Origin of the sequence: Nocardia amamiensis NBRC 102102, assembly GCF_001612745.1 — a bacterium.
Taxonomy (GTDB): Bacteria; Actinomycetota; Actinomycetes; order Mycobacteriales; family Mycobacteriaceae; genus Nocardia; species Nocardia amamiensis.
The window spans coordinates 1-26,731 of sequence record NZ_BDBA01000045.1; the positions used below are offsets into that span (position 1 = coordinate 1).

The following is a 26,731-nucleotide window of genomic DNA, read 5'->3' on the forward strand; positions in this document are numbered from 1 at the left end:
GCAGCCTGTTGCGACTCACCCGGCACCGACTCACCCGGCACCGACTGACCCGGCTGGCCCTGACCAGGCTGGCCCTGACCCGGCACACCCGCCTGACCCGGAACACCCTGCTGCCCAGCGGAACCTGGCTGGTCCGGCTGCCCCGCACCAGGTGCGCCATTCGACTGACCAGGTCCAGGCGACGGAGCACCCGGTTGCCAGGGCGGCACCGTCCCGGGCCGGCTGCGCGGATTCCCCGAGCGATCCGACCACGGCGTCACCGGAACCGGCGGCGCCTCGACGTCTTCGCCCGGCTCGATCTGTGGCTCTACTCCGGTAGGTGGCATCGTGTAGTCGTCACATCCCGCTGCCGATGACTCGCTTCACACGCACGTCGTTGCTGCTGGGGATCGCCAGCTCCACGAACCCGCCGCTCCCCGGGTCGGCAGTGACGAGCTGGGTGGCGCTGATGGCGATTCCGACTCGGGTCGGCGCGTTGTTCCGGTAGTTCCAGAAGACCAGATCACCCGCCGATAACGCGGACGGATCCACTCGCTGACCGCATACGCCCTGCGCCGCAACGGTATTCGGCAGCACCACAACCGCGACACCGGAGTCGTCGGACTGTCCACATGGCCGCAGAGCAGAACCGCTCGGTCGCCCTGCGATGTCCGCGGAGGGCGGCTGCGTCGCCGGACCCGCAGTGAGTTCGCACCGTCCGGTCGACTCTGCGACCGAGGCCCGGTAGATGACCGACCTGGTGAAGCCCGCTGCGTCCGCGCGTCCACCGGCGCCGTTCTGGGCTTCGCTCGCCGACGACGCTGCGGCCAGCTGTGCGACCGCGAGTTCACGCGCGCACGCGGCGCCGATTCCCGAACTGCCCGCGAGCAAGGGTGGACTCTGGTACGGCGCGTGTTTCAGCGCCGTGGCGCAGGCACGCTGCCAGTCGGACGCGCTGGTGTCGTCCGGTGCGATGGTGAATTCCGCGAACGGATTCGTGGTCGGAGCGGTGGACACACCGGCCGCCGGGGTGCTCCGCGCAGTCGGCAGCGACGCTGCCGAGGCCCGACTCGGAGTCACGGTCTGGGAGGGATCGGGCCCCACCGCACTGTCGCACTGGTAGTGCAGGTCCGACGCGATCGACGAGGTCGCGCCGCCGACCACGAGTACCACAGCGACGACCACTCCGAAGAGGCCCGTCGTGACCCCCAACACCACCCAAGCCCAGACCGGGATCATCGCGAGGATCAGGAGACGACCGATCATCGAATAATGCCCTTCTGTGAAATCCCACCCATTGCTCAGCGCTTGGAACAGCGGTGCCGGTCAGGGGCGCCGGAATCTGAGGTCATTCAGCAGATTCTCCGGGATGTGCTCGTTTGGATCTACATTCCCGGCGTGCACCGGGAGTGGGGTCCTGACGGGATCCGGTTGCGCAAGCGAGACAGCACCCGTGATATTCCGCCCTGCTTCCCATTGGTTCGTCATGGCGGCTTTGTCGATCTCGGAACGTAGCACCCGGACCCGCTCCAAGTCGGCGGGATTCTGTGCCACCCAAGTGGTGGCGGCCTGGACTCGGAGCGCATGCTCGTTCGAGAGCCACTGCCTCATCCGGTCGGCTTCGATTTGTGTCACGTTTTCCGTCACCCCGCCGGTGAGTCTCAAAGTTCCGCCATCAGCTGAGTTGGCAGCCTCCCGCAGGCTCGTGATGAAGTCCTCATGGGGCGTTCGGATATACGAATTCCCGACTTCGGTCAGCCTCCTCCCGCGCGGTACTGTGTCGCCGAGCTGGACACCGCCGGAATAATCACCTCGATACCGATCGACAGAGGCTTCCAACCCGTGGAACCTGGCCATCGCCATCCCTCCCCCCGGATTTCTGATGGCGTCCCGCTCGAAATGCTTATGGGCAGCGACGACGTGACCGAGGTGCGTCGAGGCGAGTGGCTCCTTATCCGCGTGCCGAATGATGTCCACTCGTACGTCGGTGGCCAACCGCGCTTCTTCCTCGCTCATACCGCCCATCATGAGGGCGGTGAACAAACCGCCCGTCAGGCCTGTCGCGTGCGTGACATTCTCCGCGGCGAAGGCGGCCCTTCTCATCCTGCCCCCGCCATACACCCTGGAACGTCTCATACCGGCCCGCGCCACATTTGCCGACCAAACGCGATCGTGCGCATTAGCGTGCGCGGCTTCTCGCAGGTCCCTGGACGACAGGCCCCTCGCCTTGACCTTCTTGTCGAGGTGGTCAAGCCTGGACCAACGACTGAGCGGGTTGTTGCGGCCGGCGAGCAAGCCGGTGATCGGCGAGTTGTTGATAGTGCTGGCCGCGGCGAGCATTCCGAGCGTGGACATCGAGTTGTTCGCACCCGAGTTGCCCATTCCCAGAGCGTTGCCACCGCCACCACCCGACCCCCCACTCGAACCGCCGTTCTGTATCGCCAGCGCGAACCGGTTGGCTATCCAATCATTGCCGCTGTCCAGACTCTTGCTGAGGCGCCGTAGCTGCACGATGGCGACGATCTCGACGATCGCCCCGATGACGAACACCGCCATGACCTGGCCCCGGGCCTGTTGGAACAGACTGCCCATGAACAGCTCGTAGAGGCCCAAAAAGATTACAAAGACGGCCATCCGAAACGCGGAGATGAAGCCGTGGACCACGCACCGGACGGTGAACGTCTGCGTCGGCCCGTATACGAACCCACCAGCGGCGAACCCGAAGATCGTCATAAACCCGTAGTAGATCGTGTCGAGCGCAGCCCAGATGATTTTAATGGCCATGTACACGGCGAACAGCAGCAGGATGACCGCGCACAGCAACAGCAGCAGTCCGGCTCCGATTTGGCCTACGCTCGGATTATCAGCCGCGGCGTAGGCGACGCTGTCGCCGCACGACTTCATGCCATTCTTGACGCGGTCTTCATCACCGGCCATGACACCGGCCGACCACGCCGCTTTGCAGGACGGCCGGTCGTCCACGACATGCCCGAAGTTCCACACCTGCAACGGACGCCGCACGAAATTGTCCGCCATCTGCGCCTGCATCGTGGCTACCAGCTGGTTCGGATCCGGGTTGCTGTTGCCATTCAAGCCGGCCGCGACCGAGATACCGAGGTCACGCCCCTGCACCAGCAACCCGTGCGAGGACAAGACCTCGGCCAGCGGGTCGGCCAAGAACACCGGCCCGAGGATCGCCACTCCCACCATCGTCACGACCTGCGTGGCGGCCTTCGCCGAATAACCGCGCACGAAGAAGAACGCCACGGGGACTGAACCGATCGCCACGAAAGTCACCAACACCATCGGCGTCGCGATCTGCCCGGTGAAGTTTTCGGCCACCCCACGCAACGGCGCGGCGAACATGTTCAGCCACCCGAAATCCAGTGTCTCATTGGGCAACCAGACGAAGGTCGTCGTAATGGGATGCCATATCGCGAAGAAAAGAATGATCAGGCTCCACAGTACAAGCCTTCCGAGGTCCAGGCTCCACACGCTGCCGCGATTGCTGACGAACATGTAACTCGAAACATTGACGCCTGACGAGTCCTTGATATCCATCCAGCCGAGCGCGCTGTTGGGCGCCGCCGCCGGCGTGACGGTACTGCTCTGCGCCATGGATACTGCGGAGATGAGGCCCGGGAATACGAATACGACGAAAAGGGCGATGAGAATCCACGCGGTCCAGCGCCGACGGCGACTCGCGGCGATCCAGGCACGACATCGCCGGAACACTACCTGCGGTCGGTAACGCTCCGTATCCCAGAACTGCGGTTCCCACGGCATCCCGAAGGAAGGCTGGTCTGATCGAAAGGTCGGCTGGAGACGAGCATTCATGGTCGTACCGGTCGTTCCGAAAGGGCGGAGCGGAGGCCTGCGACGCTGGTCGGGGTGCTGGTGATCGCCGCGGCGCGGTCCGGACGCGCCGGGCCGAGCACCTTACCCCGACCGATGCGGTTGAGCGCGTCACGCATGAACATCTCACCGCGACGCTCCTCGGGCACCTGACGCCCGGGACCGACTGGAGGCGAGGTCTCTTCGCGAAGGATCTGCAGCAGGAAGGGCGCCTCCTCCAGATCGACGCCGAGCCACTCCAAGCTGTTGCGCGCCAAGGTTTCGTCGCGCTGGCGGAAGATGAACCGGTTGGGGATGAGGTTGTGCGCCGCGCCCTGGAAGTCGGTCGCCGGATCATGCGAGGCCAGACCGATCGCGGCCAGGTGCTTGCGGCCGTCACGACTGAAGTCCGAGGTGACCGCGGCACCGACCTGCGTTTGCGTGAAGTGGTGCGCCTCATCGCCGACCAGGAGGCCGAACCGGCCGTTGTCGTTGAGAAACGCCTCGCGCGCCGCGACGCCGACCAGCTCGTACAGCGCGGTGCCGAGCCGTTTGGTCAGCGGCAATCGGTTGTACAGATGCGGGGTGGTGAGTTCCTCGGCCGTCGGCAACTGCAAGTTGTGGCTGCGCACAACGGTCGCGGCGGCATCGAGGCGCAACGGGCGCAGCTTGGGGTCGAACAGCACCGGCACCCGCTCGACCACGGTGCCGAGCCGCGCCGCGAGATCGGCGTACTCTTCACCCTGGCCTGGGTGATCTCGCAACCGCCGCACGACATGGAACAGATCCAGCAGGCTCTTGATCCCGTGCTCGGCCATTCCTCTCGGCGACAGCAGATTGCTCACCGCGGCGCCCGCACCGGAGGTCGGTGACAGGTCGAGCAGCGGCAGGATCGAGTCCAGTGCGCGTTCGCCCGCGATCCGCGGGTCGAACAATCGCAGCGGGTCCAGCGACACCGTCGGATCGGCCAGATCGATGATGACCGCGTCATCGATCGACTGCGCGAAATGCTCCCATTCGCCGACCTGACTGCGGTCGATGGCGAGGAACTGCCCGCCCATGTCGTGCACGAGCACCGCCATCAGCTTGAGGAAATACGACTTGCCCGAACCGAGTTCGCCGGTCACCGCGAACGAGGCGGACAGGTCGTGCAGCGCGGCCTCCATGATGCCGAAGTGGATCGGCTCGAAATGGCCCGACAGCAGGTTGACCCCGATCACCGGCCCGCTGTCGTCGCCGATCTGGCTGGTAGTGAACGGCACGAAACCGGCCCACATGTCCGAGGGGAGGATATGGGCGTAATCGTCGAAGGCTCGCCGCGGCGGGCTGCCGGGAATGAACATCGACCACAGGTCGACTTGCGCGCCGACCGGCGCGGTCATCTCCACCTGGAACCGCTTGTAGCGGCGCTTGAGCGTGTTGACCGCGTCCATGGTGGCGTCCCGCGACGGTCCGCCGATGGCGACGACGGTGGTGAACGAGACCTCCGATTCACCGCCGTTGACCTCGAAGTGGTGGTTGTACTCGCCGAGCATCTGCGCCTTCGAGGTCAGCGTGTTCTGCGCGAACGAGATCTCCTGGTCCCGCTGATCCATCTGCTCACCGAGCCGTCGCAGGCTGAGCTCGTTGTTCTTGAGGACCTGGTCGGCGGGTTTGGTGGAGATCCGCATGGCCCAGTCGACGGTCACGTCGCCGAGGCCCTCGAGCACGTTCAGAAACTCGCTGCCGCCGGGAAATGTCATCCCCGCGTAAGGGAACGAATGCGGCGTCAGCATCGCCTGGTAGGAGGGACGGTACTCGTAATCCGGCTGCACCACCTTGATCACGGGGACGAACGACGGCCGGAGACGCCGATTGCTGTCGGCCTGGGCGCCCTCGTCGAGCGCCGCGGAGCCGAACACCGCCGCCGTCGCGTCATCGAGCGCGCCCGCCCGGGTCGGTGCCACCGGGTCCCCCGCCGCGCCGCGCGAGAGATAGTGCTCCCACAGCCATTGGAACAGGGCGGCGGGCACCGGAACGGGATCGAAGTCACCGCCGATCCTGGACAGGATCTCGTTCGCCTTCTCGTCGTAGGCGTCGAGGTCGGCCCGGGAGATCGCCGTCGCATCAATCGTGGTTGTGCTGCCGCGCCACAGGCGCGACAACGCGGAAATGCTGGAGTTGCTGGCGCCGACCGGGATCGACAGCAGGAAGATGCGGGTCTGCGGCATGATCGCGTTGACGCGCTCGTAGGAGGCGACCACCTCGTCCGCGTAATCCTCGCACTCGTCCAGGTCGACGCCCTCCACCATCTTGGTGAGCACGTCGATCGTATTCAGCCGCGCCTGGATGCCCAGCAGCAGCGAGCCATTCGGCAAGTTGGTGACCAGCGCGTGATGCGCCGCCTTCACGTCGTGCTTGTCGCCGGCCTTGCGCAATCCGTAGCCGAGCGGATTGATGAAGTAGGTCGCGGTGACCAGACCCGAATGGGTGAACTGGAGATTTCCGCGAATCGCCGCGGTGGGCTGGAGATCTCGTCCGAGTGCCATCAGGGGCGTCCTCCGGATGCCGGGCCGTTGCCATTGCCGTTCAATCGCTGCTGCAGGTCGGCGCCGTTGCCGCCCGCGGCGACCGCCTCGAGCAGCCGGAGGCCGGGCTTCGGTTCGACAGCCGCGGCCGTTCCCGGGCGGTCGGGCAGCAAGAGCACCACGGTCTCCTCGATGAACATGGTGTGGCGCACCGAGTCATTGTTGATCGGCATCCCCGAGGCGGACACCGGCTTGCGGTGGACGATGAGCCTGCCCAGCCACAGAGCGCGCGAGGTCATCCGCACGCCGGTGTACGGCACGAGTCCGACCGCGAAGACGGCGACAATGGTCAGCGCGAGACCGGCGATGAAGGTGACCGCCGGGTTGACCGGAAGAGTCATCGCGGACACCGACGTGATCAGCAGCAACACCGCGCCGGTGCCGACCTGAGGCAGGGTGTAGGGGCCGAACGGGAGTTTCTGCCCGTTCTGTGCCTTGCCGATCATCGTGGGCACACGTTTGATCGGCGTGAACACCTTGATTACCTGCGTCACCGATAACCGCCGACCGGGTGATCAGGAACGATGAGGTTCGCATCGGTCCGCGCGTAGTTGATCGTCGTAGGCAGAATCCAGATCACCACCCCGGCCATGATCCCGGAGAAGAAGACGACGATGATCCTTGCCGGAGACAGTCTGGATTTCGCCCCTTCGGAAATCACCACACCGATGGTGATAATGGCGATGATGATCAGCCCGCCCCATCGGACAAAGATCAGGATGCCATAGAGGATGTTGCTCAGATTACCCATCGGGCTGCCTCTCTGATCAATTCTGTGTCGCCGGCGGAATCTGTACCGACGTCGAGGGTGACGAGGTCGAAGTGGGCGGCGCGCCGCCGCGGGAATCCTGACCGACGACCACCGCCAGCGGACTCGACAGGGCGGGAATCGGATCGATGGACGCCACCTGCCACTGGCCGGCATTGCGGATCATCGTCAGCGGGTAGGCCAGCGTGGCGGTTGCGCCGGTATCGGCTTTGGGGTTCACGGTGGCCAGCACTTGGGCTTTCGCGGCGGAGGATCCGCAGCCCGCGTCATCCGCGCTGAGCGAAACGAGCTCGACCGCGGTGAAGGGGGCGGGTTTCAGCGCGGCCAAGCCGGCATCCGGTGTGGTGTAGCGCGCCACGTCACCGGTTCCTGCCAGCAGGGCGCCAAGGAATCCCGCCGCCACCTGCGCCAGCGGCGTATCCGCTGCACAGGGCGAGCCATACGCCAGTTTCAGATCGACGCCCTTGGCGGGGGGTTGGACTACCGCGGGCACCGACAGCGCACGTAATCGTCCGTCGGACACCGACACCGCGACCCGGTAGAACTGCCGCGTCTCCGGAGCCGTGGCCGCGCCACTCTTTCCGACTCGCACCGATACCGTCACCGACCAGACATCGAGCCCACCCGTCGATACCGCGCGCGAGACATAGACGACCGACGGGTCGGAGACCTGCCGTGCGGACGAAGGCAGCGCGATCTGCTGATTCGAGCCGACGAATTCGCCGATCCGATCCTGCTGCCCCGCAACGGCGGTGAGGTAGGTGACGACGAACTGCTCTGCGAAAGAACCGGCCAATTGCGCACGCCCGACAATTGCTGTGGTCGAATCGTCCGACGGCGGGGGCGGGCCGGAATCGAAGACGCTGAGAATCGCGTGGCCACCCCCGAGCACGGCGAGCACGGCGAGCACCGCGACCACCACATTGTCGCGACGGCGGCGGGCGGCCATCCGGCGAAGCAGAGCCTCACCCGAATCTGCCTGCCCACGAACCACTGTCCTCACTCCCGAAATGGTAGAGAGCGCAGGCCGTCCCAACCGGCCGGTAGTTCCCAGTAGTGGGAACCAAAAGTCTCAGCAGGCCGGGCTGCTTTTCATCCGGCCCGCCAGCCAATGCCGCAATTGTTCGTCATAGCCGATCGGCGCGCTGCGCTGCCGCGACTCCACGACTTGGCGCTGGGTTTCCAGCAGCGGAACGTCATCGGCGGCCCGGACCAGTTGCGCAATCGCGAGCTGCCTGCTCGAGTACCCGGGGTATGGATAGAGCAGCAGGGATGTCGGCGTGTATCCCCCGCCGTAGTTGAGTACCCGAAGGGTTACGCCCGCACTGTCGCCCGACCGCAGCCGTTCACCGAGTTCGACCAGCCGAGGCCGGTCATCGGGGTGGAACACGTCGACCGGCCGGAAGAGATAGTCCCAGCGCACCCACGGCGCGGGATCGGTGAGCCAGTGCGAAATGCTGGTGCGCTCGAGCTGGATCACGGCCAGATGAGTACCGGCGCGACGATGCGCCTCGCGCAATCCGATCCGCTCCAGGGTCGGCCACGCCGACGGCGCGTTCTCCGAGGTGACGTCCTCGATCAGCAACCAGGCGCCGCGAGTGCGTTCGTCGTCGCGGGCACGAATGGTGATCCGCCACTGCGCCGGACGGCCGAACCCGTGCACCACAGTGGTGTCGAACTGCATCCGGTCGCCAGGTTTGGGGTCATAGAGGAGATCGAGGACCTCCGCGTGCCGATCGAAGCTCGACACGCGGTGGAACAGTTCCGCGATGGACATCCTGGGCACGTACTGCTCGGCCGTGCTGCCGGACAACCGCGTGATACCGCTGGGCTGCTGGATGGTCTGACTGCTCAGGTCCCAGATGGCGCCCACCGCGGGGCGCAGCGCAGGCACCCGCTCGGCGGCAGGGCCGAGCCACAGGCGCACCGCATGCACGTCAGCCGCCGGGCCGAAGACCGGCCGGATGAGCAGTTGGTGCCTGCCGGTGCGCGTCTGGATGGCCAGGTCGACGTCCTGGGCCTGGTCATGCGCCGTATGAATGGCCTCGGTCAGTCCCGCGGTCGTGAGCTTGTCGTAGAGGGCGGGCGTTTTGGACAGCGTTCGTTGCAACACCCGCTGCCAGTTCGCGAACTCTCGCGGTGCATCCCCTACCGACGCGACGGACATTCCGTCCGGCGCCAACGTCTCGATCGTCACCCATGGAATCACTGCGCCACTTCGCTTCGCACTTGCCCGTACCAGCCGTTCCTCCGGATCCGCCTCAATCCGGATGAGACACATCATGTGACACCAGACAATGTACCGTTATTCAGCGGCGCAATCAACTCGTTGGGCTCGAGTCTTTGTTCCTACGAAGTCTCCAGCATGTTCATCCGACACGCCTCGGCGTGTTCATTTTGTTCACGATTCGTTCGCGCGACCAGGTCGGGAGACGGCACACGGCCCGGCGGCGCATCGCGCGCAAACCGACCGCGCAGGAGCGCGGTCGACCCACAGGTTTCCACCGGCAACCTTCCGGCGTGTTCAGAAACCTTTCTCACACAAGGCATTACGCGACTGTGAGGAGGTGATCAAGCACCCTGTGCGCTGAGCGCGAGTACACCGGCACCTGCAAGCAACGCGACATCGCCGAGCTGCGAAGGAACGACGCGCAATCCTGGCAGGAAGCTCAGCCTGGCATGGGTGGCGACCGCCTCGTTCAGAGGTTTCCACAGCACCGGACCCGCTTCGGCCAGCGACCCGCCGAGCACGACGAGGTCGATGTCGAGTAGTGCGGCCACCGATGCGATCGCCCGGCCGAGCGCTGTGCCTGCTCTGCCCAACGCGGCGGCGGGGACGCCTTCACCCGCACGGGCGGCTTCCACCAGCTGCGGCACCGAGGTACCCGTCCATCCTTGCTCCCGAGCCCAGCGCAGCGCCGACGTGCCGCCGGCCACCGCTTCCAAACAGCCCCGGCCGCCGCATACGCAGCGATCATCGAACCCGGGGACGAGGACATGACCCACACTTCCGGCATTGCCGGTCCGTCCCACCATGGCGAATCCGCCCACCGTGACACCACCGGTGATGTGAGCGGAGGCGGTGATCGCCAACGCATCCATCACCGCACCCATGGCACCGAAGGCCTGTTCGGCCACCGCTAGACACACGCCGTCCACGGCGAGCTGAACCGTCGCCGAGGGAAACGCCTTCCGCGCCGCCTCGACGATGCCAAAACCGGTCCGCCACTCGGGAACGTCCGCGGGTGCAACCACCCCCGCCGTCATATCGATCGGACCGGCGGAGGCGATGCCGAGAGCGGTGACCTCTGCACCGCCAGCGGCCTCGAGCAAAATCTCCCGGCACCGCTCCCACGCGCCGGAGGCAGGGACCGGAATCTGCACCACGTCGTCGGTGCCGACGTCGTCAGCGATTCGGCTTGCCGCGAACCTCGATGAACCGATCTCCAACGCCAGCACTGTCATGACTTACGCACCACCAAGGACTCGACGCCAAAAGGTCCACGCAGCATAGTCACAGGCCGTCGGTGCCAGTCGGTTTCAGGGGTTGTCCGAGCACGATGTGCCGACGGGGCGCGGGAAGGGTGGATACGGTGCGGAGCGGGCGCGGCCCGTTGCGGATGATGCGCATGGGGCGCTTGTGGTCGATCGGCGCGGCGCGGTGCCGATCCAAGTTCTCGATGACGCTGCCGGAGTTGTCGTAGGCGACGCCCGCCCAGATCATCGCGCGGGGACCGTCACCGCGCGCTGTGAGCGTCTGCGCCAACTGGCGGCATTGCAGGAAGAGGGGGCAGCTCTGGCAGGTCCGCACGGCTGACCGCCAGGCATCCGGATTCCCGGTGTCCATGTCCCAGTTGTCCGGGACGTCGGCGCACGGGGGCCGCTGGTTCGACTTTGCCGGAATCGACGAGATCTTCGCTGACGCAAGGGATCCCGTGTCCATCGGAAGGGTTCGCGTAATGCTCATAGCCATCTCCGGAGATGCCGAGGGCACACCTGTGGCAGGTGTTTGGCCCATGGATCGGACGGTCATCAGGGCTGCTCAACAGTCCCCGGAACCCAGCCGCGATAAGCTGGTCTACGCCACGGTAACCCACTGTTGCCCAGCACACAAGATCTTGTGCCGCTATGTAACGGCTCGTTGACCTTCGAGCAACACCCAGCTACCGTTTTTAACGGCACGTTATGAAACGGCCCATTTTCCACCGGGGCCCGACTATGGTTTCCTTTTAAACATGGCTGCAGACTCTGAATTCACGATCGACGAACTGGCACGGGCAGCCGACACCACCGTGCGCAGCGTCCGCGTGTACCACGAGCGAGGTCTCCTGCCCTCGCCGGAGGTGCGCGGGCGGATCGGGTACTACGGGTCGGACCATCTCAACCGGTTGCAGACCATCAGCCGCCTGCTCGGGCGGGGCATGAAGCTGAACGGGATCAGAGAGCTGCTCGAGGCCTGGGACCGGGGCGACGGACTCGCGGACGTGCTCGGCGTGAAGGACGCGGCCGCCGCAGCCGCCGCCGCGGCGGAACCGGAAGCAACCACCGAACCCAACGACGACTACGCCGAATTGCCGGAGTATGCGAAGCAGGCGCTGGCCGCCAGCGACGATCCGCTCGAGGCGTACCGGGTCACGAACCCGCGGTGCTGCGATCTGGCCACCCGGCTCACCGACACCGGACTGCCGATGCGGGACACGTTCCAGTTGGTCGAACGTCTGCGCGCCGACTGCGATCGCATCGCCGACCGCTTCGCCACCGAGCTGTTCTACCGCCTGGCGGGGCAGACGTACGAGGAATCCGCGCGGACGCCGCGGGATCGCACCAAGCTCGAGACCGACCTGGCGATCGCGCGGCTGATCGTCACCCGCGCGACCTCCGAACTGATCGACCAGGCGTTCGCCAAGCACTCCGAACTGCCACCGCCCTCGGTGGCCTCGGGCACGCAGGCACCGTCCGATCGGTGACGGCGCAGCCGTTCATGCCTGCCCGGTGAACGACGAAACAACCTCGGGGGCACAGACTTCCGAGCCGATCCAGTTCGTCACCGATCTGCTCGGAGACGCCGTCGCGACACCCGATCCCGCGGCACGGACCATCACCGATCCCCGAGTCGCGGCCGCACTCATCGCGGAGGAGACCCGATCACGCGTGCGCGCGGTGATCGAACGCTTCGACGGCGTCCCAACGGTCCTGCTCAGCGGCGGGGTCGACTCGATCTATCTCGCCGCGGTCGCGGTGCGCCTCGGCGTCCGGCCACATGCGATCACGATCGTCACTACGGGTGACACCGACGCGACGGGAGCGGTGGCAGCCGCGGCGGCGCTCGGCCTCCCCCATGACGTCATCCGGCTGACCGGGGCCGAAGTGGTCGACCTCGCCCGCGACGCCATGCGCAGGCTCGGCACCTCAGAGCTGTGGGAGGTGGCGGCGGGCATCCCGCTGCTCGCCGCGCGACGCAGCCTCGACCGGCTCGAGCGCGTCGGCGCCATCCTCACCGGCTCCGGCGCCGACGCGATCTTCGGCGGTGGCCGCGCGCTGCGCCACCCGCTGCACTCCCCGGCGGCCCGCGCGGAACTCGACCGCCTGATCCGTGCCGAGTCGGCGGCGAACTTTCGCAACCGGCGGCTGGTCCCGCATTTCCATCCGGCACTGTTGAATACTTACGCAGACAAACTCGTTCACGTCTTTCAAACCGTGCGCTGGTGGCGGCTGGCCGAAACGCTCGCGCCGCCCGCATTGTTCGGCGAACACAATGGCCGGCGAATCGACAAACTCGCCTTACGCATGGCCTGTGCCGAAGAGTTGCCCAGCGGCGCAGCAGACCTCGCCTGGCGGGCGAAAGCCCCGATCCAACGCTCCTCCGGTCTGTTCACCGCGCTCGCCACGGCCGCACGTTCGCACGCGGCGAATCTCCCTGGGGCACGTACGTATACCGATCCCATGACCGAAGACGCCGAAGCAGTCGCCATCCGGCTCTACCTGACGCTGCTGAATCAGAAATGAACGCGGCTTCGCCAACCCCTGGCCGCGAGCGATGATCGCCTCGAACGATGGTCGGGGTGACAGGATTTGAACCTGCGACCCTCCGCTCCCAAAGCGGATGCGCTACCAAGCTGCGCTACACCCCGTGGTCCTCGCGGCGGCGGGGCCGCCGCCGGCGAGGATGATGCTCCGTGGAGCGGGTGACGGGAATCGAACCCGCACCATCAGCTTGGAAGGCTGAGGTTCTACCATTGAACTACACCCGCAGGCATACGACACCGATGGGATCGCCACGATGTCGTGTGCGATCCGACTGTACCGAATCCGGCTTCCGAAACGCCAATCAGCCCCCTGGTCCGCCTGATCTCGACGGTGTGGACCGGAGCGCTCCAGGGTTGCCGCACCGAGTATCGCACGACTCGTCCGCCGGACCGGAGCGGCGTGCGGGAGCGAAGTTTTAGAGGTGATTTTTCATTGAAACTCTGGCGTGTCGGATGCCGGTGGGCGAAACTCGACTGACGCGCGATGACTCCGCCCGGGACCATCGCCGACCCGCCGCCGATCAGGCCAGGAACATCGCTCAGGGGATTTCCGATGAGGACCGCACGACTCGCCGTCACAGTCGACTCGTTCGGCGTGTTGCCGGGCGTCGAGCGCGGCGCCGGCAGGTCGGCGGGGCAGTGTGCCGCGAGAACGACCCGCTTCCGCGCACGGTCGGCTAACCGCGTGGCAACCGCCTGCGGCTTCCGGCCGGACGTGAGCGGGACGTCCGGACCGGCCGCCGCGCCGCCGGCACCGCCGTTCCTCGTGACCGCGCGTGCCGCTGTCCGGCATCCGGATCACTGCCTCGGCGGGCGCGGAGCAGTCTGCGACGCGGAACGTGCAGAGCAGGCGGCGAGGACGCGAGGGCCGACCCGAGCACGTCCGCAACAGTCATTCGAAGCTCGACAGGGAAGACAAGGACGTCGCGTGCGAGAACGAATTCTCGGAGAACCGGTGGCGCGGGGTGGGTTCGGGCCGCACTCATGGCCCGCTCGACACGTGCAGCCCACGTCCCACAGCGTGTCACCGGCGCGTCACGGCGCGATTTCGCAGCGAACCGAATTCGGGTGTAACACCAACGCGAAGGGTACGATCACACTCCCGATCGCTATTCGCGAGGTGTCGAGAACACGTTGTAAAACGGTGCTTTTCGATGCCGAGTGGCTTGCTAGGATCCTTTTTGCCGGACGGGGGTATCTGGAAAGGGGGCGGTGAGCGTGCGCCGAACCAGGTGGACACAACCGCGTAGCAGTGGGCACGATCAGCGTGACGCCGGCGCCTGTGTCAGTACAGGGCAGCTGGGCACCGACGTCACCCATACCGGGTGAGTCCGATGTCCCCCGACATCGAACCCCCGGTAGCCACCATGGCCCGAGCATGGGCTCGTGCGGTCTGCGCCGAACCCGGGTCGGGCGCCACACCCCAGCAGCTGGAGCCGGTGCTGATCGAGATCATCGAGCGGCTGCTCACGCTCGCGCGGACCGAGCCGTTCCCCTGGCTCGAAGCGCGGATGCTCGGAGCCAGGCTCGCCGAGGCGCCGTTCGAGCGGATCCGGATGTTGGCGCAAGCCACGCGATGGCTGCTCGGCTTCCCCTCCGGCACGCCCGGTTCCTTGGTGGCCACGCGCTGGCCGTTCATCGCCAGCCAGGCCATCGACAGTTACGCGCAGGCGCTGCAGGAGCGGGCGCTCGCGCAGCAGGAGCAGAACCTGTCGGCCAAGGTGTCGCTGCGGGTGCAGGAGATCGCCGCGCTGCAGCACCGGCTGCGCCACGAGGCCACTCACGACGCGCTCACCGATCTGGCCAACCGCACATTGCTGCAGGACAAGGTGCGGCTGATGGCCACCGACCCGACCAACGGCGTCGGGCTGCTGCTGATCGACCTGGACCGGTTCAAGCAGATCAACGACGGATACGGGCACGCGATCGGCGACGAGGTGCTGGTCGAACTGGCCGGTAGGCTCCGCGAAGCCTGTCCGCCGGACACCGTGATCTGCCGGTACGGCGGCGACGAGTTCGTCCTCGCGATCAACGCGCACCGCAGCACCCTCGGCGACCTCGCACACCGGATCGTGTCCGCGCTCCGTGACCCGGTCTGGTCCTCCGCGGGTCCGGTTCCGGTGTCGGCCAGCGTCGGAACCGCCTACAACCCGCCGGGCAGCCCGATCGATTTCACCGATCTGCTTCGCCGTGCCGACCGCGCGATGTATTCCGCCAAGAGTGCGGGCGGGCGGCGGTTCGCCTTCGCCGACGAGCCGGGTATCGACACCGCCGTCGCGGGATGACCGGTACCGGCGGCCTGCGATCGGTTCGGGTCAGTCCGGTTGGCAGGTGGGGCACCAGAAGAGGTTGCGGCCCTGCATGACCTGATGCGCGACCACCGTGCCGCACAGGCGACACGGCGCGCCCTGGCGGCGGTAGACGTAGGTACGGGGCCGATCGGGCGCATACGACGGCGCGCCGTGGTCGTGTTCAGGCCGGACCACGACCATCTTCCCGACGCGCACACCGACCCGCATCAGTGCGACGAGATCGGCCCACATGGCCGTCCATTCGTCGACCGATAGCGCCGCTCCCGGGCGATGCGGCGAAATCTGGTGGCGGAACAGCAGTTCCGCACGATAGACGTTGCCGACCCCGGCCACCACCTGCTGATCCATCAGCAGTGCACCGATCGGCCTGCGCGAGCGATGGATACGGCTCCAGGCGCGGTCCGGGTCGGCGCCGCGGCGCAGCGGATCCGGGCCGAGGTGATTGGTGAGCGCGGCGACCTCGGGCGCGAGCAGAATCTCGCACGCGGTGGGCCCGCGCAGATCGGTGCCGAAGCCGGACGGTCCCCCGATCATGCGCATCCGGACTTGCCCGACCGGTTCCCCCATCGGCAGCTCGGATTCGGTGAAGGCGCCGTAGAGGCCGAGATGCACGTGCACGACCAGGCCGGAGTCGTAGTGGTGTAGCAAGTGTTTGCCCCACGCCTCGGCCTTGACCAGCACCTGGCCGTCCACCCGGGCCGCGCCCGCCGCGAACTTGCCCTGCGGGCTGGATACGCGCACCACACCGCCCGCGAGACGGCGATGATGCAGCCGCGCGAGGCGGTGCAGCGTATGTCCTTCCGGCACAGCCGGTTACATCCAGATCAGTACTCGGGAACGGCCGGTGCCACGCCGGACTTCTCGTACTCGGCCAGGATGTCGATGCGCCGCTGGTGGCGCTCCTCGTCCGACCACGGGGTGCTGAGGAACGCGTCCACGATGGCCAGCGCCTCCTCGGTGGAGTGCATCCGGCCGCCGATGCCGATCAGCTGTGCGTTGTTGTGCTGACGGGCCAGCTTCGCGGTCTCGACGCTCCAGGCCAGCGCGCAGCGGGCGCCGGGCACCTTGTTCGCCGCGATCTGCTCGCCGTTGCCGCTGCCGCCGAACACCAGTCCGAGGCTGCCCGGGTCGGCGACGGTGCGGCGGGCCGCCTCGATGCAGAATGCGGGGTAGTCGTCGAGAGCGTCGTAGACGAGCGCGCCGCAGTCGACGACCTCGTGGCCAGCCAGCTCGAGATGGGCCTTGACGTGATTCTTCAGTTCGAAACCGGCATGGTCGGCACCCAGGTATACGCGCATGGCAGGCATTGTGTCAGGCCCTCGCGGCGCGGCAGGCAACAGGGCACACCCCAATTGACATCGCCGTCCGCCCCGGCGAATCGACTGATACGCCTGCTGTGTTCGCGGCCACGGTCGCGTGGCACCAGACCCTACCTGTTCCCGGTCACTGAATAGAGTTCATTCCATGCAGCCGCACGAACGCCAGCCGCACGACCAGGCGGGCCCGCAGGCCGACCCGTATGCCCCGCAGGCCGGATGGGCGCAGGTTCCGAACCCACCCGCCGCACCCTATGGACAGCCGTACCCATCGGGGGCGTACCCGCCGGCGCCCACCGGCTCGTACCCGGCCTACGGCCCCTACCCCGGTGCGCCGCTGCCGCCCGCGGTGCCACCGCAGCGGCAGCCGCGTGGTCTGTCGCCGTTCGGCATGCCCGCGCGGCACAGCTGGGAGATTCCGATGCTCGTGCTCGTGATCGTGCTGACCGTCTTCGCCTATTTGGTCGCCGTGCTGCTCCTGGTGACCGGCAACGTCGACCAATACGTCCTGGCGTTGGTGGCCGCGCCGCTGCTGCTGTGGTTCGGTCGCGGCATCACCTACGCGACGCAGCGGGTGAACGGCGTGAAGATGTCGTCGACGCAGTTCCCCGAGGGCTACCAGATGGTGGTGGATGCGGCCGCCCGCTTCGGCATGGCGAAGGTGCCGGACGCGTACGTGGTGCTGGGTAACGGCCGGATCAACGCGTTCGCCAGCGGGCACGGCTTCCGGCGCTTCGTGGTGGTCTACAGCGACCTGTTCGAGATCGGCGGCGCCGCACGCGAACCCGACGCGCTGGCGTTCATCATCGGCCACGAGGTGGGCCACATCGCGGCCGGGCACACGTCCTACTGGCGGCAGCTGGGCATGTTCCTCGTTCCGTTCCTGCCGATCATCGGCAGCAGCCTGATCCGTTCGCAGGAGTACACCGCCGACAACCACGGTTACTGCAACCGGCACACCGGCGCGTCCGCCGCGATGGGCACGCTGGCCGCGGGCAAGTACATGAACCGGCTGGTCGGCTTCGACGAGATGGCCGACCGGGCGGCGTTCGAGAAGGGGTTCTTCGTCTGGATGGTGAACGCCCTGTCCAGTCACCCCGTGCTCACCTGGCGAATGTGGGCGCTGCGCGACCGCAGCAGGCACGGCAAGCTCTTCCTGCGCCCGAACCCGCCCGCGGGCGCCGCCGTGCCGGCGGGCGGCTACCCGAGTTCGTATGGTGAGGTACCGGCGAATCCGCCGAAATCCGCGCTGTGAGCGCGGACGCCGGTGCCGAGTCCGGCTTCGCACCGCGTGCGGGACCGCCGGGACCGCCGAACTCCGTGCTGTGACCGGGGCGAGTGCCGAAGGCGGCACTCGCCGACCGGTGCTCAGGCTCAGTCGAACGACGGATCTTCGGTCCGAGTCCGCTTCAACTCGAAGAAGTGCGGGTAGGAGGCCAGCGCCACGGCGCCGTCCCACACCTTGCCCGCTTCCTCACCGCGCGGAATGCGGGAAAGGACCGGGCCGAAGAACGCGGTCCCGTTGATGTGGATGGTCGGGGTCCCGACGTCCGGCCCCACCTTGTCCATGCCCGCGTGGTGGCTCTTACGCAACGCCTCGTCGTACTCGGTGCTCTCGGCGGCCGCGGCCAGCTCGGCGGGCAGGCCGACCTCGGCGAGCGAGTCGGCGATCACCGCGGCGAGCTTCTCCTTGCGGCTCTCCTGTTCGTACTCGGCGCGGCGGTTGTGGATACGGGTGCCCATCGCGGTGTACAGCGGCGACAACACCTTGTCACCGTGCTCCTGCGCCGCCGCGATCGCGACGCGGACCGGTCCCCAGCCCGTGGCGATCAACTCCTCGTACTGCGGGGGCAGGTCGTCGCGGCCCTCGTTCAGCACCGAGAGGCTCATCACGTGGAACCGCACTTCGATGTCCCTGACCTGCTCGACCTCGAGGATCCAGCGGGAGGTGATCCAGCACCAGGGGCACAGCGGGTCGAACCAGAAATCGGCGACGTCCTTGGTGGCTTTGTCGGTCACGGGCGGCTCCCTCTCGATCGCATGCTCACGGGCGGCGCAGCGGGCCGCCTTACCGAGCAACCACACCGGCGGGCGATTCGTTCCCGTCCGGCGCGCCGTTTTCCCGAGCCGCCCACGCGGCTGCCAGTAGGGTTGGTCGGCAGGAGCCTGGTTCACTTCGCCAGAAGGAGTCCGCGATGAGTTCTGACCGGCATTTCGTCATCGTCGGCGGCGGCCTGGCCGCGGCCAAAGTCGCGGAAGCGTTGCGGGACAAGGACTTCGACGGAACCGTGACGCTGATCGGCGCCGAGGAACACCTGCCCTACGACCGGCCGCCGCTGTCGAAGGAGCATCTCGCGGGCAAGAAGGCATTCACCGAGTTCATCGTGCAGCCCGCCCAGTGGTACCGCGACCACCACATCGATGTGCGTCTGGGTACCACGGTCACCGGGCTCGACGCCGCGGCGAAGACGGTCACGCTGCCCGACGGCTCCACGCTGCCCTACGACAAGCTCGCGCTCGCCACCGGCTCGACGCCGCGCACCCTGCCGATTCCGGGCGCCGACGCGCCCAACGTGTACACACTGCGCACCATCGAGGACTCCGACACACTCATCGAACTGTTCAGCGGGGCCACCCGCCGGATCGTCATCATCGGGGCGGGCTGGATCGGTCTCGAGGTCGCGGCGGCGGCCCGCGCCGCGGGCGTCGAGGTGACCATTGTCGAGCTCGCAGACCTCCCGTTGCTGGGCGCGCTCGGGCCCGAGATGGGCCAGGTATTCGCCGATCTGCACCGGGCCAACGGCGTCGATTTCCGTTTCGGCGCGCAGGTCGAGGCGATCACCACCGAGGACGCCATCGCCACCGCGATCGCCAACGGTGTCCGGCTCGCCGACGGCAGCACGATCGAGGCCGACGCGGTGCTGGTCGCGGTCGGCGCGCGCCCGAACGTGGAGCTGGCCGCCGACGCGGGGCTCGCGGTGGACGACGGCGTGCTCGTCGACGAGCGCTTGGTCACCAGCGATCCGGATATCGTCGCGGTCGGCGACATCGCCGCACACCGGCATCCTGTCCTGGACCGGCGGATCCGAGTGGAGCACTGGGCGAACGCGCTCAACCAGCCCGCGGTCGCCGCCGCGATCATGCTCGGCAAAGAGGTCACATACGACCGGCTGCCCTACTTCTTCACCGATCAGTACGACCTCGGCATGGAGTACACCGGGTACGCGGTACCGGGCGAGTACGCCAGGGTCGTCGTTCGCGGCGATCTGGCGGCCCGCGAGTTCGTGGCGTTCTGGCTGGATTCGGACAACCGCGTGCTAGCCGGGATGAACGTGAACGTCTGGGATGTGACCGACCGGATCAAAGAACTGATCCTGGCGGGTGAGCCGGTCGATCCGGATCGGCTGTCCGACACCGCGACGGAACTGTGACGTGAATCACTCCTCGGATGGGTCGAATCCGTGCGGCCGGCGCCGACCTCATCGCGGACGCACCAGGCGTTCCACGCGACCGAGCGCCAGAAGAGGAAACGAACCGTGAAGTACATGCTGTTGAAGACCTACGGACCCACAAGCTTCTGCGACACACCGATCAACGAATGGTCACCGGAAGAGATCCAGGCGCACATAGACTTCCAGCGCGCGTTGGGTGAGCAGCTCGCCGAGTCGGGCGAGCTGGTGGACGCACAGGGGTTGGCGGGACCGAGCGAGGCGCGGGTGGTCAGTTCGGACGGGCGCTCGGCGCCGGTGATCACCGACGGACCGTTCCCGGAGACCAAGGAGTTCCTGGCCGGGTACTGGCTCGTCGATGTGGACAGCCCTGAACGGGCCTACGAGATCGCCGCGCAGGCCTCCGCCGCACCCGGCCCCGGCGGGAAACCGATTGGCGAGTACATCGAAGTTCGCGCGGTGATGGGCGCCCCCGCCACCGAGCAGTGAGCGACCGGAGTGCGGTGCCCGACGACACACCGCTCCCGGCGAGCACCGAGGACCTGCTGCGCACACTGGCGCCGCAGGTCCTCGGAACGCTCGTCCGCCGGTTCGGCGATTTCGACACCGCCGAGGACGCGCTGCAAGAAGCCCTGCTCGCCGCCGCGACACAATGGCCGCGGGCGCTGCCGGACAATCCGCGGGCCTGGCTGACCCAGGTGGCGCAGCGGCGGATGGCCGACGCGGTGCGCGCGGAGGTGGCCCGGCGGCGCAGGGAAACCACCGCGTTCGACCGTGAGCTGACCGACGCTGTCCCGGTCGACCACGACGACACGCTCACCATGCTCTTCCTGTGCTGCCACCCGGCCCTGTCCCCGGCCGCCGCGATCGCGCTCACGTTGCGCGCGGTCGGCGGGCTGGGCACCGAACAGATCGCGCGCGCCTTCCTGCTGCCGGAAGCGACTATGGCTCAGCGGATCACGCGGGCGAAGAAGAACCTGGCCACCGTGGAGCGGCCTTTCGCGCGGCTCGATGACGAGCAGTGGCGCGAGCGCCTCGGCGCGGTCCTGCACGTGCTGTACCTGATCTTCAACGAGGGACACACCAGCAGCTCGGGGCCGGCTCTGCAACGCACGGATCTGGCCGACGAGGCGATCCGGCTCACCAGGGCGGTGCACCGGCTGCTGCCCGAGGACGCGGAGGTCACCGGGCTGCTCGCGCTGATGCTGCTCACCGATGCCCGCCGCGCCGCCCGGATCGGCGCGCACGGCGAACTCATCCCGCTGGCCGAGCAGAACCGCGCTCGGTGGAACCGGGCGCTGATCACCGAGGGAACCACGCTGATCACCGGCACGCTCGCCGACGGCCTGCGCGGGCCATACCAAATCCAAGCCGCGATCGCCGTTCTGCACGCCCAGGCTGCACGCGCCGAGGACACCGACTGGCCCACGATCTCGGCGCTGTACAACCGGCTCGAGCAGTTCACCGACAACCCGATGGTGACCCTCAACCGGGCGGTGGCGCTGGCAATGGCGTCGGGGCCTGAAGCCGGTCTCGCGCTCGCCGCGACACTCGACGACCAACTCACCGGCACACACCGCCTCGACGCGGTGCGCGGCCATCTCCACGAGATGGCAGGTAATGCCGAGGCCGCCCGCACCTGTTACACCAGGGCTGCCGCCCGCACAACCAGCATCCCCGAACGCGACTACTTGACCATCCGCGCCGCACGGCTGCGCTCTGTCTGATTTGCGGCACCTGCGGCGCTGCGTGTTCGCGGCCCCTCTGCGGCTCTCATCCGAGCGACCGCCGCTTGCGACTTCGTCACTTGCGCGACGCCGCTCGGACGCGAGCCCGGCCGCGAACAGACAATGCTCGGCCTCGCTGCACTCGAAAGCGAGGTTGCGCCGATCCGGTTACGTGGGCGACAACCGCAGCACTCCTAGCCGCGATGGACGTTTCGCGGCGCTGTTCGCAGTGCAACGCCTGCACGGCGTGTACGTGGCCATGCGCGGTATCGCTCGAAGGCAGGTCTGTGCCTGCATGGTCGAGCTGGCGACCATGGATTCGGAGGTCGATCTTCCGCCGCTGTGTTTCTCCTCGGTGTGCTGCCTGGACCGCGGACACGAGCGAGCCGGGGCACACAGCCCACCGCCGCGAAGGCAGACTACCGGTGTGGCAGAAAAACACAGTGCGGGTGTTCTGTTGTTCCGCCGAAGTGCGGCCGGGACGGTCGAGGTTTTGCTCGGGCACATGGGCGGGCCGTTCTGGGCGCGAAAAGACCTGGGCGCGTGGTCGATTCCCAAGGGCGAGTACGAGCCGGAGACGGAGGACGCGCGCGTCGCGGCGGGTCGCGAGTTCACCGAAGAGCTCGGTCTCCCGGTTCCCGATGGCGCGTGGGTACCGCTGGGCGAAGTCCGCTACGGCAGCGGCAAGGGAAAGAAGATCCTCACCGCCTGGGCTGTCGAGGGCGACATGGACCCCGCCGACGTCGTGCCGGGAACCTTCCAGCTGGAGTGGCCGCCCCGCTCGGGCCGGTTCGTGGACTTCCCGGAGATCGATCGCGCCGAGTGGTTCGACCCGGCCACCGCGCGGGACAAGCTGGTCGCGGGCCAGCGGCCCTATCTGGACCGGCTGACCGAACACTTGGCGGGCTGACCGGCCGCTACGCCAGCCTTCCCGGCGTGCTCATTCGTCAACGTCGAGCCTCCGAATCCATGCTGGTGAACGCAAACTCGCCCCGCCACTGGGCGTTTCAAGGGGTCGTCGCAACACGGCCTGGTCAACCGTACGAGCTTGGTTCCGTCAGATTCCGAGTGACACGACCATCCATTTCCGTGCTGCCTCGAGATCGTTGCCGGGAATCGCGCGGGTTGCGTACGTCGGCTTGCTGACCCACCGCCGTGACCGCCACCCGATCATGGGCCGCACTGTCCACCAACCCATCTCGCGAAGCAGCATGTGGCCCGCACCTGTGTGCCGTGGGTTCAACCAACGCCGGGGTCGCGGTCGGGTCGCTGCCCGCCATAGGCCGGTCAGGTGATCGCGTACTGTAACCGGCCCGTCGTAGTCGGCGTACCGCCGTCCGTTCGGCAGTCTCATGTCATCCGCCTACTCTGCAGTCGTCGGCCGAAACATCTCGCGTATCGGAAGGGGTCTCGACAGGGCCATACGGCCTGCCCTGGATCGTACCCACTACCTGGGCGTACATACGCCACTTCCCTGGCATACATTGAGCAGTGGCGGTGTGGGTCTGACGCGACCACGGCACCAGCCTCGTTCGTACGTGCTGACCAACGGATTCCCACTGGCCCGAGTTACCGAGCCGCTGCAAGCTCAGGTAGTAGTCATGCGTGAGACCAGGTTCGCCGTCGCGGGGCAGGTCGCAGTTAGCCCATGCGTCTGCATGAACCTCCGGCGGTAGGATCGTCGGCTTTGAGAAGACGAATCCGTTGTCACACAGCTGTCTTCGCGCATCGGTCACCAGCGGCCCGCTCGGACTGGCGTTCGCGATGGTGCTGCCTGCGCCGGAAACCAGCATCGCTCCCAGCGCTGCGACGAGGGCACCGAGCCGAGAAATATTGGACTGCAACGTTTTCTCCATCTCAAATAGCCTGACCAGCCGGGAGCCGATCAGTACTCTCGTGACCCATCGGGCTTCATCCGGCCCATGTACTCGTGCTCGATCCGTTCGCGGATTCCTCTGACGGTCCGGTCCTTCGGTGTCCGTTCGGGCCAGAACACCGCCGCGGCGAACACCGCCAGCGGAACCCCGATCGCAATGAACCATCCGAGCGTGATCACGGCAGGTCTCGCAGCAGTCGCAGCACACGCCCGCACAGTTCGGCGTCAGCAGGCTCGAGCGGGCTACCCGGCGGACCTATCTCGCCAGCAGCCGGAACTCGTTGCGGCAGAGTACGCAACTCCAGATACACAATGCCGTCGTTGTAGGTGTCTTCGCAGTCGGCGACCTCCAACAGCCCGCCGTCGAACACGAATACCGCCGTGTGTCTGTCCATCGCGACCCCTCGTAAGCACTTGGTAGGCACCCCGTGACCGGTTGGGCGTCACATGTCACGGGGGCCAGCTCAGAACGCTAAGGAGCCAGGTAACCCCGGGTCCAGGATCATGCACAGGTATGCAAAAGTTCGAATTCAGCATGTCGTAAGCGGCTTTTTTGGGTCAGACTGGCTCAGTCAACAACCATGCACGTGCATGACCTGATTGGAGGGCTCGACATGTGGTTAAAGTTCCTGGGCAAAGGTGGGTCCGAGTCGAACGGGTGTCCTACCTTGCTGGCAAACGACCAGGGCGGGTACGTCGTCCAAGCGTGGGCGACCGACCGGGCCGATACCGTCGAGCTACCTCATCTGCTGCTCGGCTTTTTGGAACCGGATACGTTCATAGGTGCTGTGCTCACGGATACGGGACGCGGGACGTTCCTCTTGACGGGCCAACCGGTCACGGACGACGAGACGCTGAGCCAGCTCGACCTGGCCGACGACGAAACGGCTATCGAGGTTCCGAAGCTAGAAAGGATGTTTTACGGCAATGCTGCTAGTCGACGGTGACCCGTGGCCGGACTGGTTCCGGAAGTTGCGCCACTCTGCGTTCCACCTAGAGGTCCGGGACTCCTACGCCGAGCCTGCCGAGAACAAGCGTCTACGCGCGTTCCTCGCCGGCGAACCTCCGCCGGACGAACCACCCGTACCGTGGCACGCGCTCATGATGGAGACCACCGACCGGGGTGTATCGGTGAGTCGAGTCCGTGTCGTCACGGTGCCACACTCGGACTACACCCGGTGGTTGTTGTCCGTGACCGGTAGGAACATCGAATCAGGGGAAGACATCAGGTATTTACCCCGGCATCTAGCCGGAACCCTGCCATCGGACGATTGGTGGCTGTTCGATGACGAATGGGTGGCGTACAACCTCTCGGATGCGGACGGTAAACCGGCAGGTGCAGCGGTAACCACCGATCCGGGTATATCCGAATACTGCCGGGGTGTCCGAGACCGGCTGTGGAAGCTGGCAACACCGTACGCGGAGTATGTCACTCAGTGACCAGCTCAATTCACCAACAGCGCGAAGCTCTCGGGGGTCGGCTCCGGGAGCTTCGTCTCAATTCGGGGTTATCCGGTGCGGAGCTGGCACGCCGGAACGGGTGGCACCAAACCAAGGTCTCAAAAATCGAGTACGGACGCATCAAGCCGTCGCGTGACGATATACGTGCGTGGTGTGAGCACTGTGGGTGCGTAGACCAGGTGCCAGACCTCATAGCCAGCCTGGAGAACATCAAGGTTGCGTACCTCGAATGGCGGAAGGTACTCGGCGCCGGCACCAAGCGACGCCAACACGCGCTGGTCAACCTGACCGAGTCATCGCAGATAGTTCGGATCTACAACCCGTTTTTCGTTCCTGGGTTCTTGCAGACGGCTGAATACGCAGCCGGGGTGCTCCGGAACGTCTCCCAGTTTTACCAGACACCCGACGACGTGGAAGCAGGCGTAGCGAAGCGTCTGGAGCGGCAACAGCTTCTCTACCGAGGGAACCGCCGGTTTCACTTCCTCGTAGGTGAGCAAGCGCTATACACCACTGTGGACAGCGATGCAGTCATGGTTGGTCAGTTGGACCGATTGCTTGCTGTCACGGGATTACCACGTGTCACACTCGGAATTGTGCCTGCCACGGCGGAAATATTGTTCGCTCCGACGAACTTCTCTATGTTCGACAACAAAATCGTTTTGGTCGAAGCGATAACCGCAGAGCTGACGATTACGCAACCGAGAGAAATCAGAATCTACCATCAGGCATTCGATACACTCGCGAGGCAATCGGTAACCGGGGAAGCGGCACGAGAGATAATCCGTGCCGCACTCGACCGGCGGCGGTAGGCGCTCCCGGTCTACTGAATCCCCTCCCGGAAGTGCCGAAGCAAGAAAGGACGTTTACGGCAATGCTGCTGCGGACTAAAGATGAGCCGGACCTGTGGCCGAAACTGTTCCATGAGCTGAAGCGAGATGCGTTCCATCTGGAAGTCCGCGATGTCTACCACGTATCCAATGAGGAGTCCCGGATACGTGCGTTCCTCGCTGGCGAACCAGCGCCGTACACGCGGACGCCGTGGCAAGACCTCATGCGGGAGACAACCGGCAGGGGTGTGTCCGTGAGCCGTGTCCGGGTGGTTACCGAACCACTCTCGGACTATCAGCGGTGGTTGTTGTCGGTCACCCGCTACAACGTCGAAGCAGGTGAGGACATTCGGTACGTAGCAAGGAATCTTGCCGGAGAGGTACCGCCGGACGACTGGTGGCTTCTGGACGGAGAGCGAGTTGTCTACAACCTCACCGATCCGATCGGGGCACCGGCCGGGCTGGCGGTAACCACAGACCGCGGAATCGTCGCGTACTGCCAAGAGGTACGCGAACGGCTCTGGCAGCTGGCAATCCCGTACGCGGAGTACGCCGAGCGATAATCCGTGCTGCACTCGACCGCCGACG

27 protein-coding genes, 2 tRNA genes and 1 pseudogene are annotated in these 26,731 nt (G+C 66.4%); 14 read left to right on the forward strand and 16 right to left on the reverse strand.

Annotation, left to right across the window (positions count from 1 at the left end; translation table 11 throughout):
- A partial coding sequence (locus NA4_RS42120; protein WP_218022286.1) for a hypothetical protein occupies positions 1–356 on the forward strand: 356 nt, incomplete at its 5' end.
- On the opposite strand, the gene NA4_RS11515 is transcribed toward NA4_RS42120, so the two are convergent.
- The 9 genes from NA4_RS11515 to NA4_RS11555 form a co-directional block, all read right to left on the reverse strand.
- Positions 337–1,245: an NlpC/P60 family protein gene (locus NA4_RS11515; protein WP_157128950.1), complete on the reverse strand. Its 909-nt coding sequence runs from the start codon at positions 1,243–1,245 to the stop codon at positions 337–339. The genes NA4_RS42120 and NA4_RS11515 overlap by 20 nt on opposite strands.
- 60 nt (positions 1,246–1,305) lie before the next feature.
- Positions 1,306–3,765, reverse strand: a complete 2,460-nt coding sequence (locus tag NA4_RS11520; RefSeq protein ID WP_067468416.1) for a hypothetical protein — start codon at positions 3,763–3,765, stop codon at positions 1,306–1,308.
- A gap of 47 nt (positions 3,766–3,812) precedes the next feature.
- A complete protein-coding gene (locus tag NA4_RS11525; protein WP_067468419.1) occupies positions 3,813–6,341 on the reverse strand; it encodes an ATP-binding protein in 2,529 nt (842 codons plus the stop codon).
- Positions 6,341–6,874, reverse strand: coding sequence for a hypothetical protein (locus NA4_RS11530; RefSeq protein ID WP_067468422.1), 534 nt, complete (start codon positions 6,872–6,874; stop codon positions 6,341–6,343). Before NA4_RS11530 ends, NA4_RS11525 begins: the two co-directional genes overlap by 1 nt.
- Entirely contained in the window at positions 6,871–7,131 is a 261-nt protein-coding gene (locus NA4_RS11535) for a hypothetical protein (RefSeq protein ID WP_040775570.1), read from the reverse strand. The genes NA4_RS11530 and NA4_RS11535 overlap by 4 nt, the downstream gene beginning before the upstream one ends.
- Positions 7,132–7,147: 16 nt before the next feature.
- A complete protein-coding gene (locus tag NA4_RS11540; protein ID WP_245671283.1) occupies positions 7,148–8,152 on the reverse strand; it encodes a conjugal transfer protein in 1,005 nt (334 codons plus the stop codon).
- Between the two features lie 69 nt (positions 8,153–8,221).
- Positions 8,222–9,346, reverse strand: coding sequence for a GAF domain-containing protein (locus NA4_RS11545; protein WP_169811018.1), 1,125 nt, complete (start codon positions 9,344–9,346; stop codon positions 8,222–8,224).
- Positions 9,347–9,720: 374 nt separating this feature from the next.
- Entirely contained in the window at positions 9,721–10,614 is an 894-nt protein-coding gene (locus NA4_RS11550; protein WP_067468429.1) for an ROK family protein, read from the reverse strand.
- Positions 10,615–10,663: 49 nt separating this feature from the next.
- Positions 10,664–11,116 (reverse strand): hypothetical protein, encoded by a 453-nt coding sequence (locus tag NA4_RS11555; RefSeq protein WP_157128951.1) that lies wholly within the window; start codon positions 11,114–11,116, stop codon positions 10,664–10,666.
- Positions 11,117–11,384: 268 nt separating this feature from the next.
- Between NA4_RS11555 and NA4_RS11565 the strand changes: the two genes are divergently transcribed.
- On the forward strand, positions 11,385–12,116 hold the full coding sequence (locus NA4_RS11565; RefSeq protein WP_067468438.1) for a MerR family transcriptional regulator: 732 nt from the start codon (positions 11,385–11,387) through the stop codon (positions 12,114–12,116).
- A 25-nt stretch (positions 12,117–12,141) separates the two neighbouring features.
- Complete coding sequence (locus NA4_RS11570; RefSeq protein ID WP_067468441.1) at positions 12,142–13,155, forward strand: asparagine synthase C-terminal domain-containing protein; 1,014 nt, start codon at positions 12,142–12,144, stop codon at positions 13,153–13,155.
- Positions 13,156–13,203: 48 nt separating this feature from the next.
- On the opposite strand, the gene NA4_RS11575 is transcribed toward NA4_RS11570, so the two are convergent.
- Together NA4_RS11575 and NA4_RS11580 are read right to left on the reverse strand one after the other, a co-directional pair.
- Positions 13,204–13,280, reverse strand: a tRNA-Pro gene (locus NA4_RS11575).
- Between the two features lie 46 nt (positions 13,281–13,326).
- Positions 13,327–13,400 (reverse strand) — tRNA-Gly (locus tag NA4_RS11580).
- A gap of 1,109 nt (positions 13,401–14,509) precedes the next feature.
- Here NA4_RS11580 and NA4_RS11585 point away from each other — a divergent pair.
- Complete coding sequence (locus NA4_RS11585) at positions 14,510–15,460, forward strand: GGDEF domain-containing protein (protein ID WP_067468444.1); 951 nt, start codon at positions 14,510–14,512, stop codon at positions 15,458–15,460.
- 30 nt (positions 15,461–15,490) lie between these two features.
- Here NA4_RS11585 and NA4_RS11590 read toward each other — a convergent pair whose 3' ends face one another.
- Positions 15,491–16,294 carry an Fpg/Nei family DNA glycosylase gene (locus tag NA4_RS11590; RefSeq protein WP_067468447.1) on the reverse strand — a complete coding sequence of 268 codons (804 nt, stop codon included), beginning with the start codon at positions 16,292–16,294 and terminating at the stop codon, positions 15,491–15,493.
- 17 nt (positions 16,295–16,311) lie between these two features.
- Entirely contained in the window at positions 16,312–16,785 is a 474-nt protein-coding gene (locus NA4_RS11595; protein WP_067468450.1) for a ribose-5-phosphate isomerase, read from the reverse strand.
- Positions 16,786–16,951: 166 nt separating this feature from the next.
- Here NA4_RS11595 and NA4_RS11600 point away from each other — a divergent pair, with 166 nt between their 5' ends.
- A complete protein-coding gene (locus NA4_RS11600) occupies positions 16,952–18,058 on the forward strand; it encodes a M48 family metallopeptidase (RefSeq protein WP_067468453.1) in 1,107 nt (368 codons plus the stop codon).
- A gap of 119 nt (positions 18,059–18,177) precedes the next feature.
- Here the strand turns inward: NA4_RS11600 and NA4_RS11605 are convergent, their stop codons facing one another.
- On the reverse strand, positions 18,178–18,822 hold the full coding sequence (locus NA4_RS11605) for a mycothiol-dependent nitroreductase Rv2466c family protein (protein ID WP_067468571.1): 645 nt from the start codon (positions 18,820–18,822) through the stop codon (positions 18,178–18,180).
- Between the two features lie 176 nt (positions 18,823–18,998).
- Here NA4_RS11605 and NA4_RS11610 point away from each other — a divergent pair, with 176 nt between their 5' ends.
- The 4 genes from NA4_RS11610 to NA4_RS11625 all read left to right on the forward strand — a co-directional run bounded on the left by NA4_RS11610 (position 18,999) and on the right by NA4_RS11625 (position 22,889).
- Positions 18,999–20,234 (forward strand): NAD(P)/FAD-dependent oxidoreductase, encoded by a 1,236-nt coding sequence (locus NA4_RS11610; protein ID WP_067468456.1) that lies wholly within the window; start codon positions 18,999–19,001, stop codon positions 20,232–20,234.
- Between the two features lie 105 nt (positions 20,235–20,339).
- Positions 20,340–20,741, forward strand: coding sequence for a YciI family protein (locus NA4_RS11615; RefSeq protein WP_084497001.1), 402 nt, complete (start codon positions 20,340–20,342; stop codon positions 20,739–20,741).
- A gap of 14 nt (positions 20,742–20,755) precedes the next feature.
- A complete protein-coding gene (locus NA4_RS11620) occupies positions 20,756–21,979 on the forward strand; it encodes an RNA polymerase sigma factor (RefSeq protein WP_245671285.1) in 1,224 nt (407 codons plus the stop codon).
- 427 nt (positions 21,980–22,406) lie between these two features.
- Entirely contained in the window at positions 22,407–22,889 is a 483-nt protein-coding gene (locus tag NA4_RS11625) for an NUDIX hydrolase (protein WP_067468580.1), read from the forward strand.
- Between the two features lie 975 nt (positions 22,890–23,864).
- Here the strand turns inward: NA4_RS11625 and NA4_RS40260 are convergent.
- A complete protein-coding gene (locus NA4_RS40260; RefSeq protein ID WP_157128952.1) occupies positions 23,865–24,035 on the reverse strand; it encodes a hypothetical protein in 171 nt (56 codons plus the stop codon).
- Positions 24,032–24,250 (reverse strand): hypothetical protein, encoded by a 219-nt coding sequence (locus NA4_RS11630; protein WP_067468462.1) that lies wholly within the window; start codon positions 24,248–24,250, stop codon positions 24,032–24,034. The genes NA4_RS40260 and NA4_RS11630 overlap by 4 nt, the downstream gene beginning before the upstream one ends.
- 192 nt (positions 24,251–24,442) lie before the next feature.
- Between NA4_RS11630 and NA4_RS11635 the strand changes: the two genes are divergently transcribed.
- From NA4_RS11635 to NA4_RS11650, 5 genes and pseudogenes are all read left to right on the forward strand, one after another.
- Positions 24,443–24,802, forward strand: a complete 360-nt coding sequence (locus NA4_RS11635; protein WP_245671287.1) for a hypothetical protein — start codon at positions 24,443–24,445, stop codon at positions 24,800–24,802.
- On the forward strand, positions 24,783–25,295 hold the full coding sequence (locus NA4_RS11640; RefSeq protein ID WP_067468583.1) for a DUF6879 family protein: 513 nt from the start codon (positions 24,783–24,785) through the stop codon (positions 25,293–25,295). Before NA4_RS11635 ends, NA4_RS11640 begins: the two co-directional genes overlap by 20 nt.
- Positions 25,292–25,477: pseudogene (locus NA4_RS42525) on the forward strand (helix-turn-helix domain-containing protein); the annotation flags it as partial. The gene NA4_RS11640 and the pseudogene NA4_RS42525, both read left to right, overlap by 4 nt.
- Positions 25,478–25,495: 18 nt before the next feature.
- The gene (locus NA4_RS11645; RefSeq protein ID WP_245671293.1) at positions 25,496–26,125 is read left to right on the forward strand and encodes a DUF5753 domain-containing protein; all 630 of its coding nucleotides are present in this window, start codon (positions 25,496–25,498) and stop codon (positions 26,123–26,125) included.
- A 62-nt stretch (positions 26,126–26,187) separates the two neighbouring features.
- Positions 26,188–26,706, forward strand: coding sequence for a DUF6879 family protein (locus tag NA4_RS11650; protein WP_067468468.1), 519 nt, complete (start codon positions 26,188–26,190; stop codon positions 26,704–26,706).
- The last annotated feature ends 25 nt before the right edge of the window (positions 26,707–26,731 follow it).

Coding starts and splice junctions, on each gene's coding strand:
- NA4_RS11555 (WP_157128951.1), bottom strand. CDS start 11,116: ATGAGCATTACGCGAACCCTTCCGATGGACACGGGATCCCTTGCGTCA.
- NA4_RS11565 (WP_067468438.1), top strand. CDS start 11,385: ATGGCTGCAGACTCTGAATTCACGATCGACGAACTGGCACGGGCAGCC.
- NA4_RS11650 (WP_067468468.1), top strand. CDS start 26,188: ATGCTGCTGCGGACTAAAGATGAGCCGGACCTGTGGCCGAAACTGTTC.
- NA4_RS11535 (WP_040775570.1), bottom strand. CDS start 7,131: ATGGGTAATCTGAGCAACATCCTCTATGGCATCCTGATCTTTGTCCGA.
- NA4_RS11595 (WP_067468450.1), bottom strand. CDS start 16,785: ATGCGCGTATACCTGGGTGCCGACCATGCCGGTTTCGAACTGAAGAAT.
- NA4_RS11610 (WP_067468456.1), top strand. CDS start 18,999: ATGAGTTCTGACCGGCATTTCGTCATCGTCGGCGGCGGCCTGGCCGCG.
- NA4_RS11585 (WP_067468444.1), top strand. CDS start 14,510: ATGTCCCCCGACATCGAACCCCCGGTAGCCACCATGGCCCGAGCATGG.
- NA4_RS11520 (WP_067468416.1), bottom strand. CDS start 3,765: ATGCCGTGGGAACCGCAGTTCTGGGATACGGAGCGTTACCGACCGCAG.
- NA4_RS11525 (WP_067468419.1), bottom strand. CDS start 6,341: ATGGCACTCGGACGAGATCTCCAGCCCACCGCGGCGATTCGCGGAAAT.
- NA4_RS11515 (WP_157128950.1), bottom strand. CDS start 1,245: ATGATCGGTCGTCTCCTGATCCTCGCGATGATCCCGGTCTGGGCTTGG.
- NA4_RS11600 (WP_067468453.1), top strand. CDS start 16,952: ATGCAGCCGCACGAACGCCAGCCGCACGACCAGGCGGGCCCGCAGGCC.
- NA4_RS11630 (WP_067468462.1), bottom strand. CDS start 24,250: ATGGACAGACACACGGCGGTATTCGTGTTCGACGGCGGGCTGTTGGAG.
- NA4_RS11640 (WP_067468583.1), top strand. CDS start 24,783: ATGCTGCTAGTCGACGGTGACCCGTGGCCGGACTGGTTCCGGAAGTTG.
- NA4_RS11550 (WP_067468429.1), bottom strand. CDS start 10,614: ATGACAGTGCTGGCGTTGGAGATCGGTTCATCGAGGTTCGCGGCAAGC.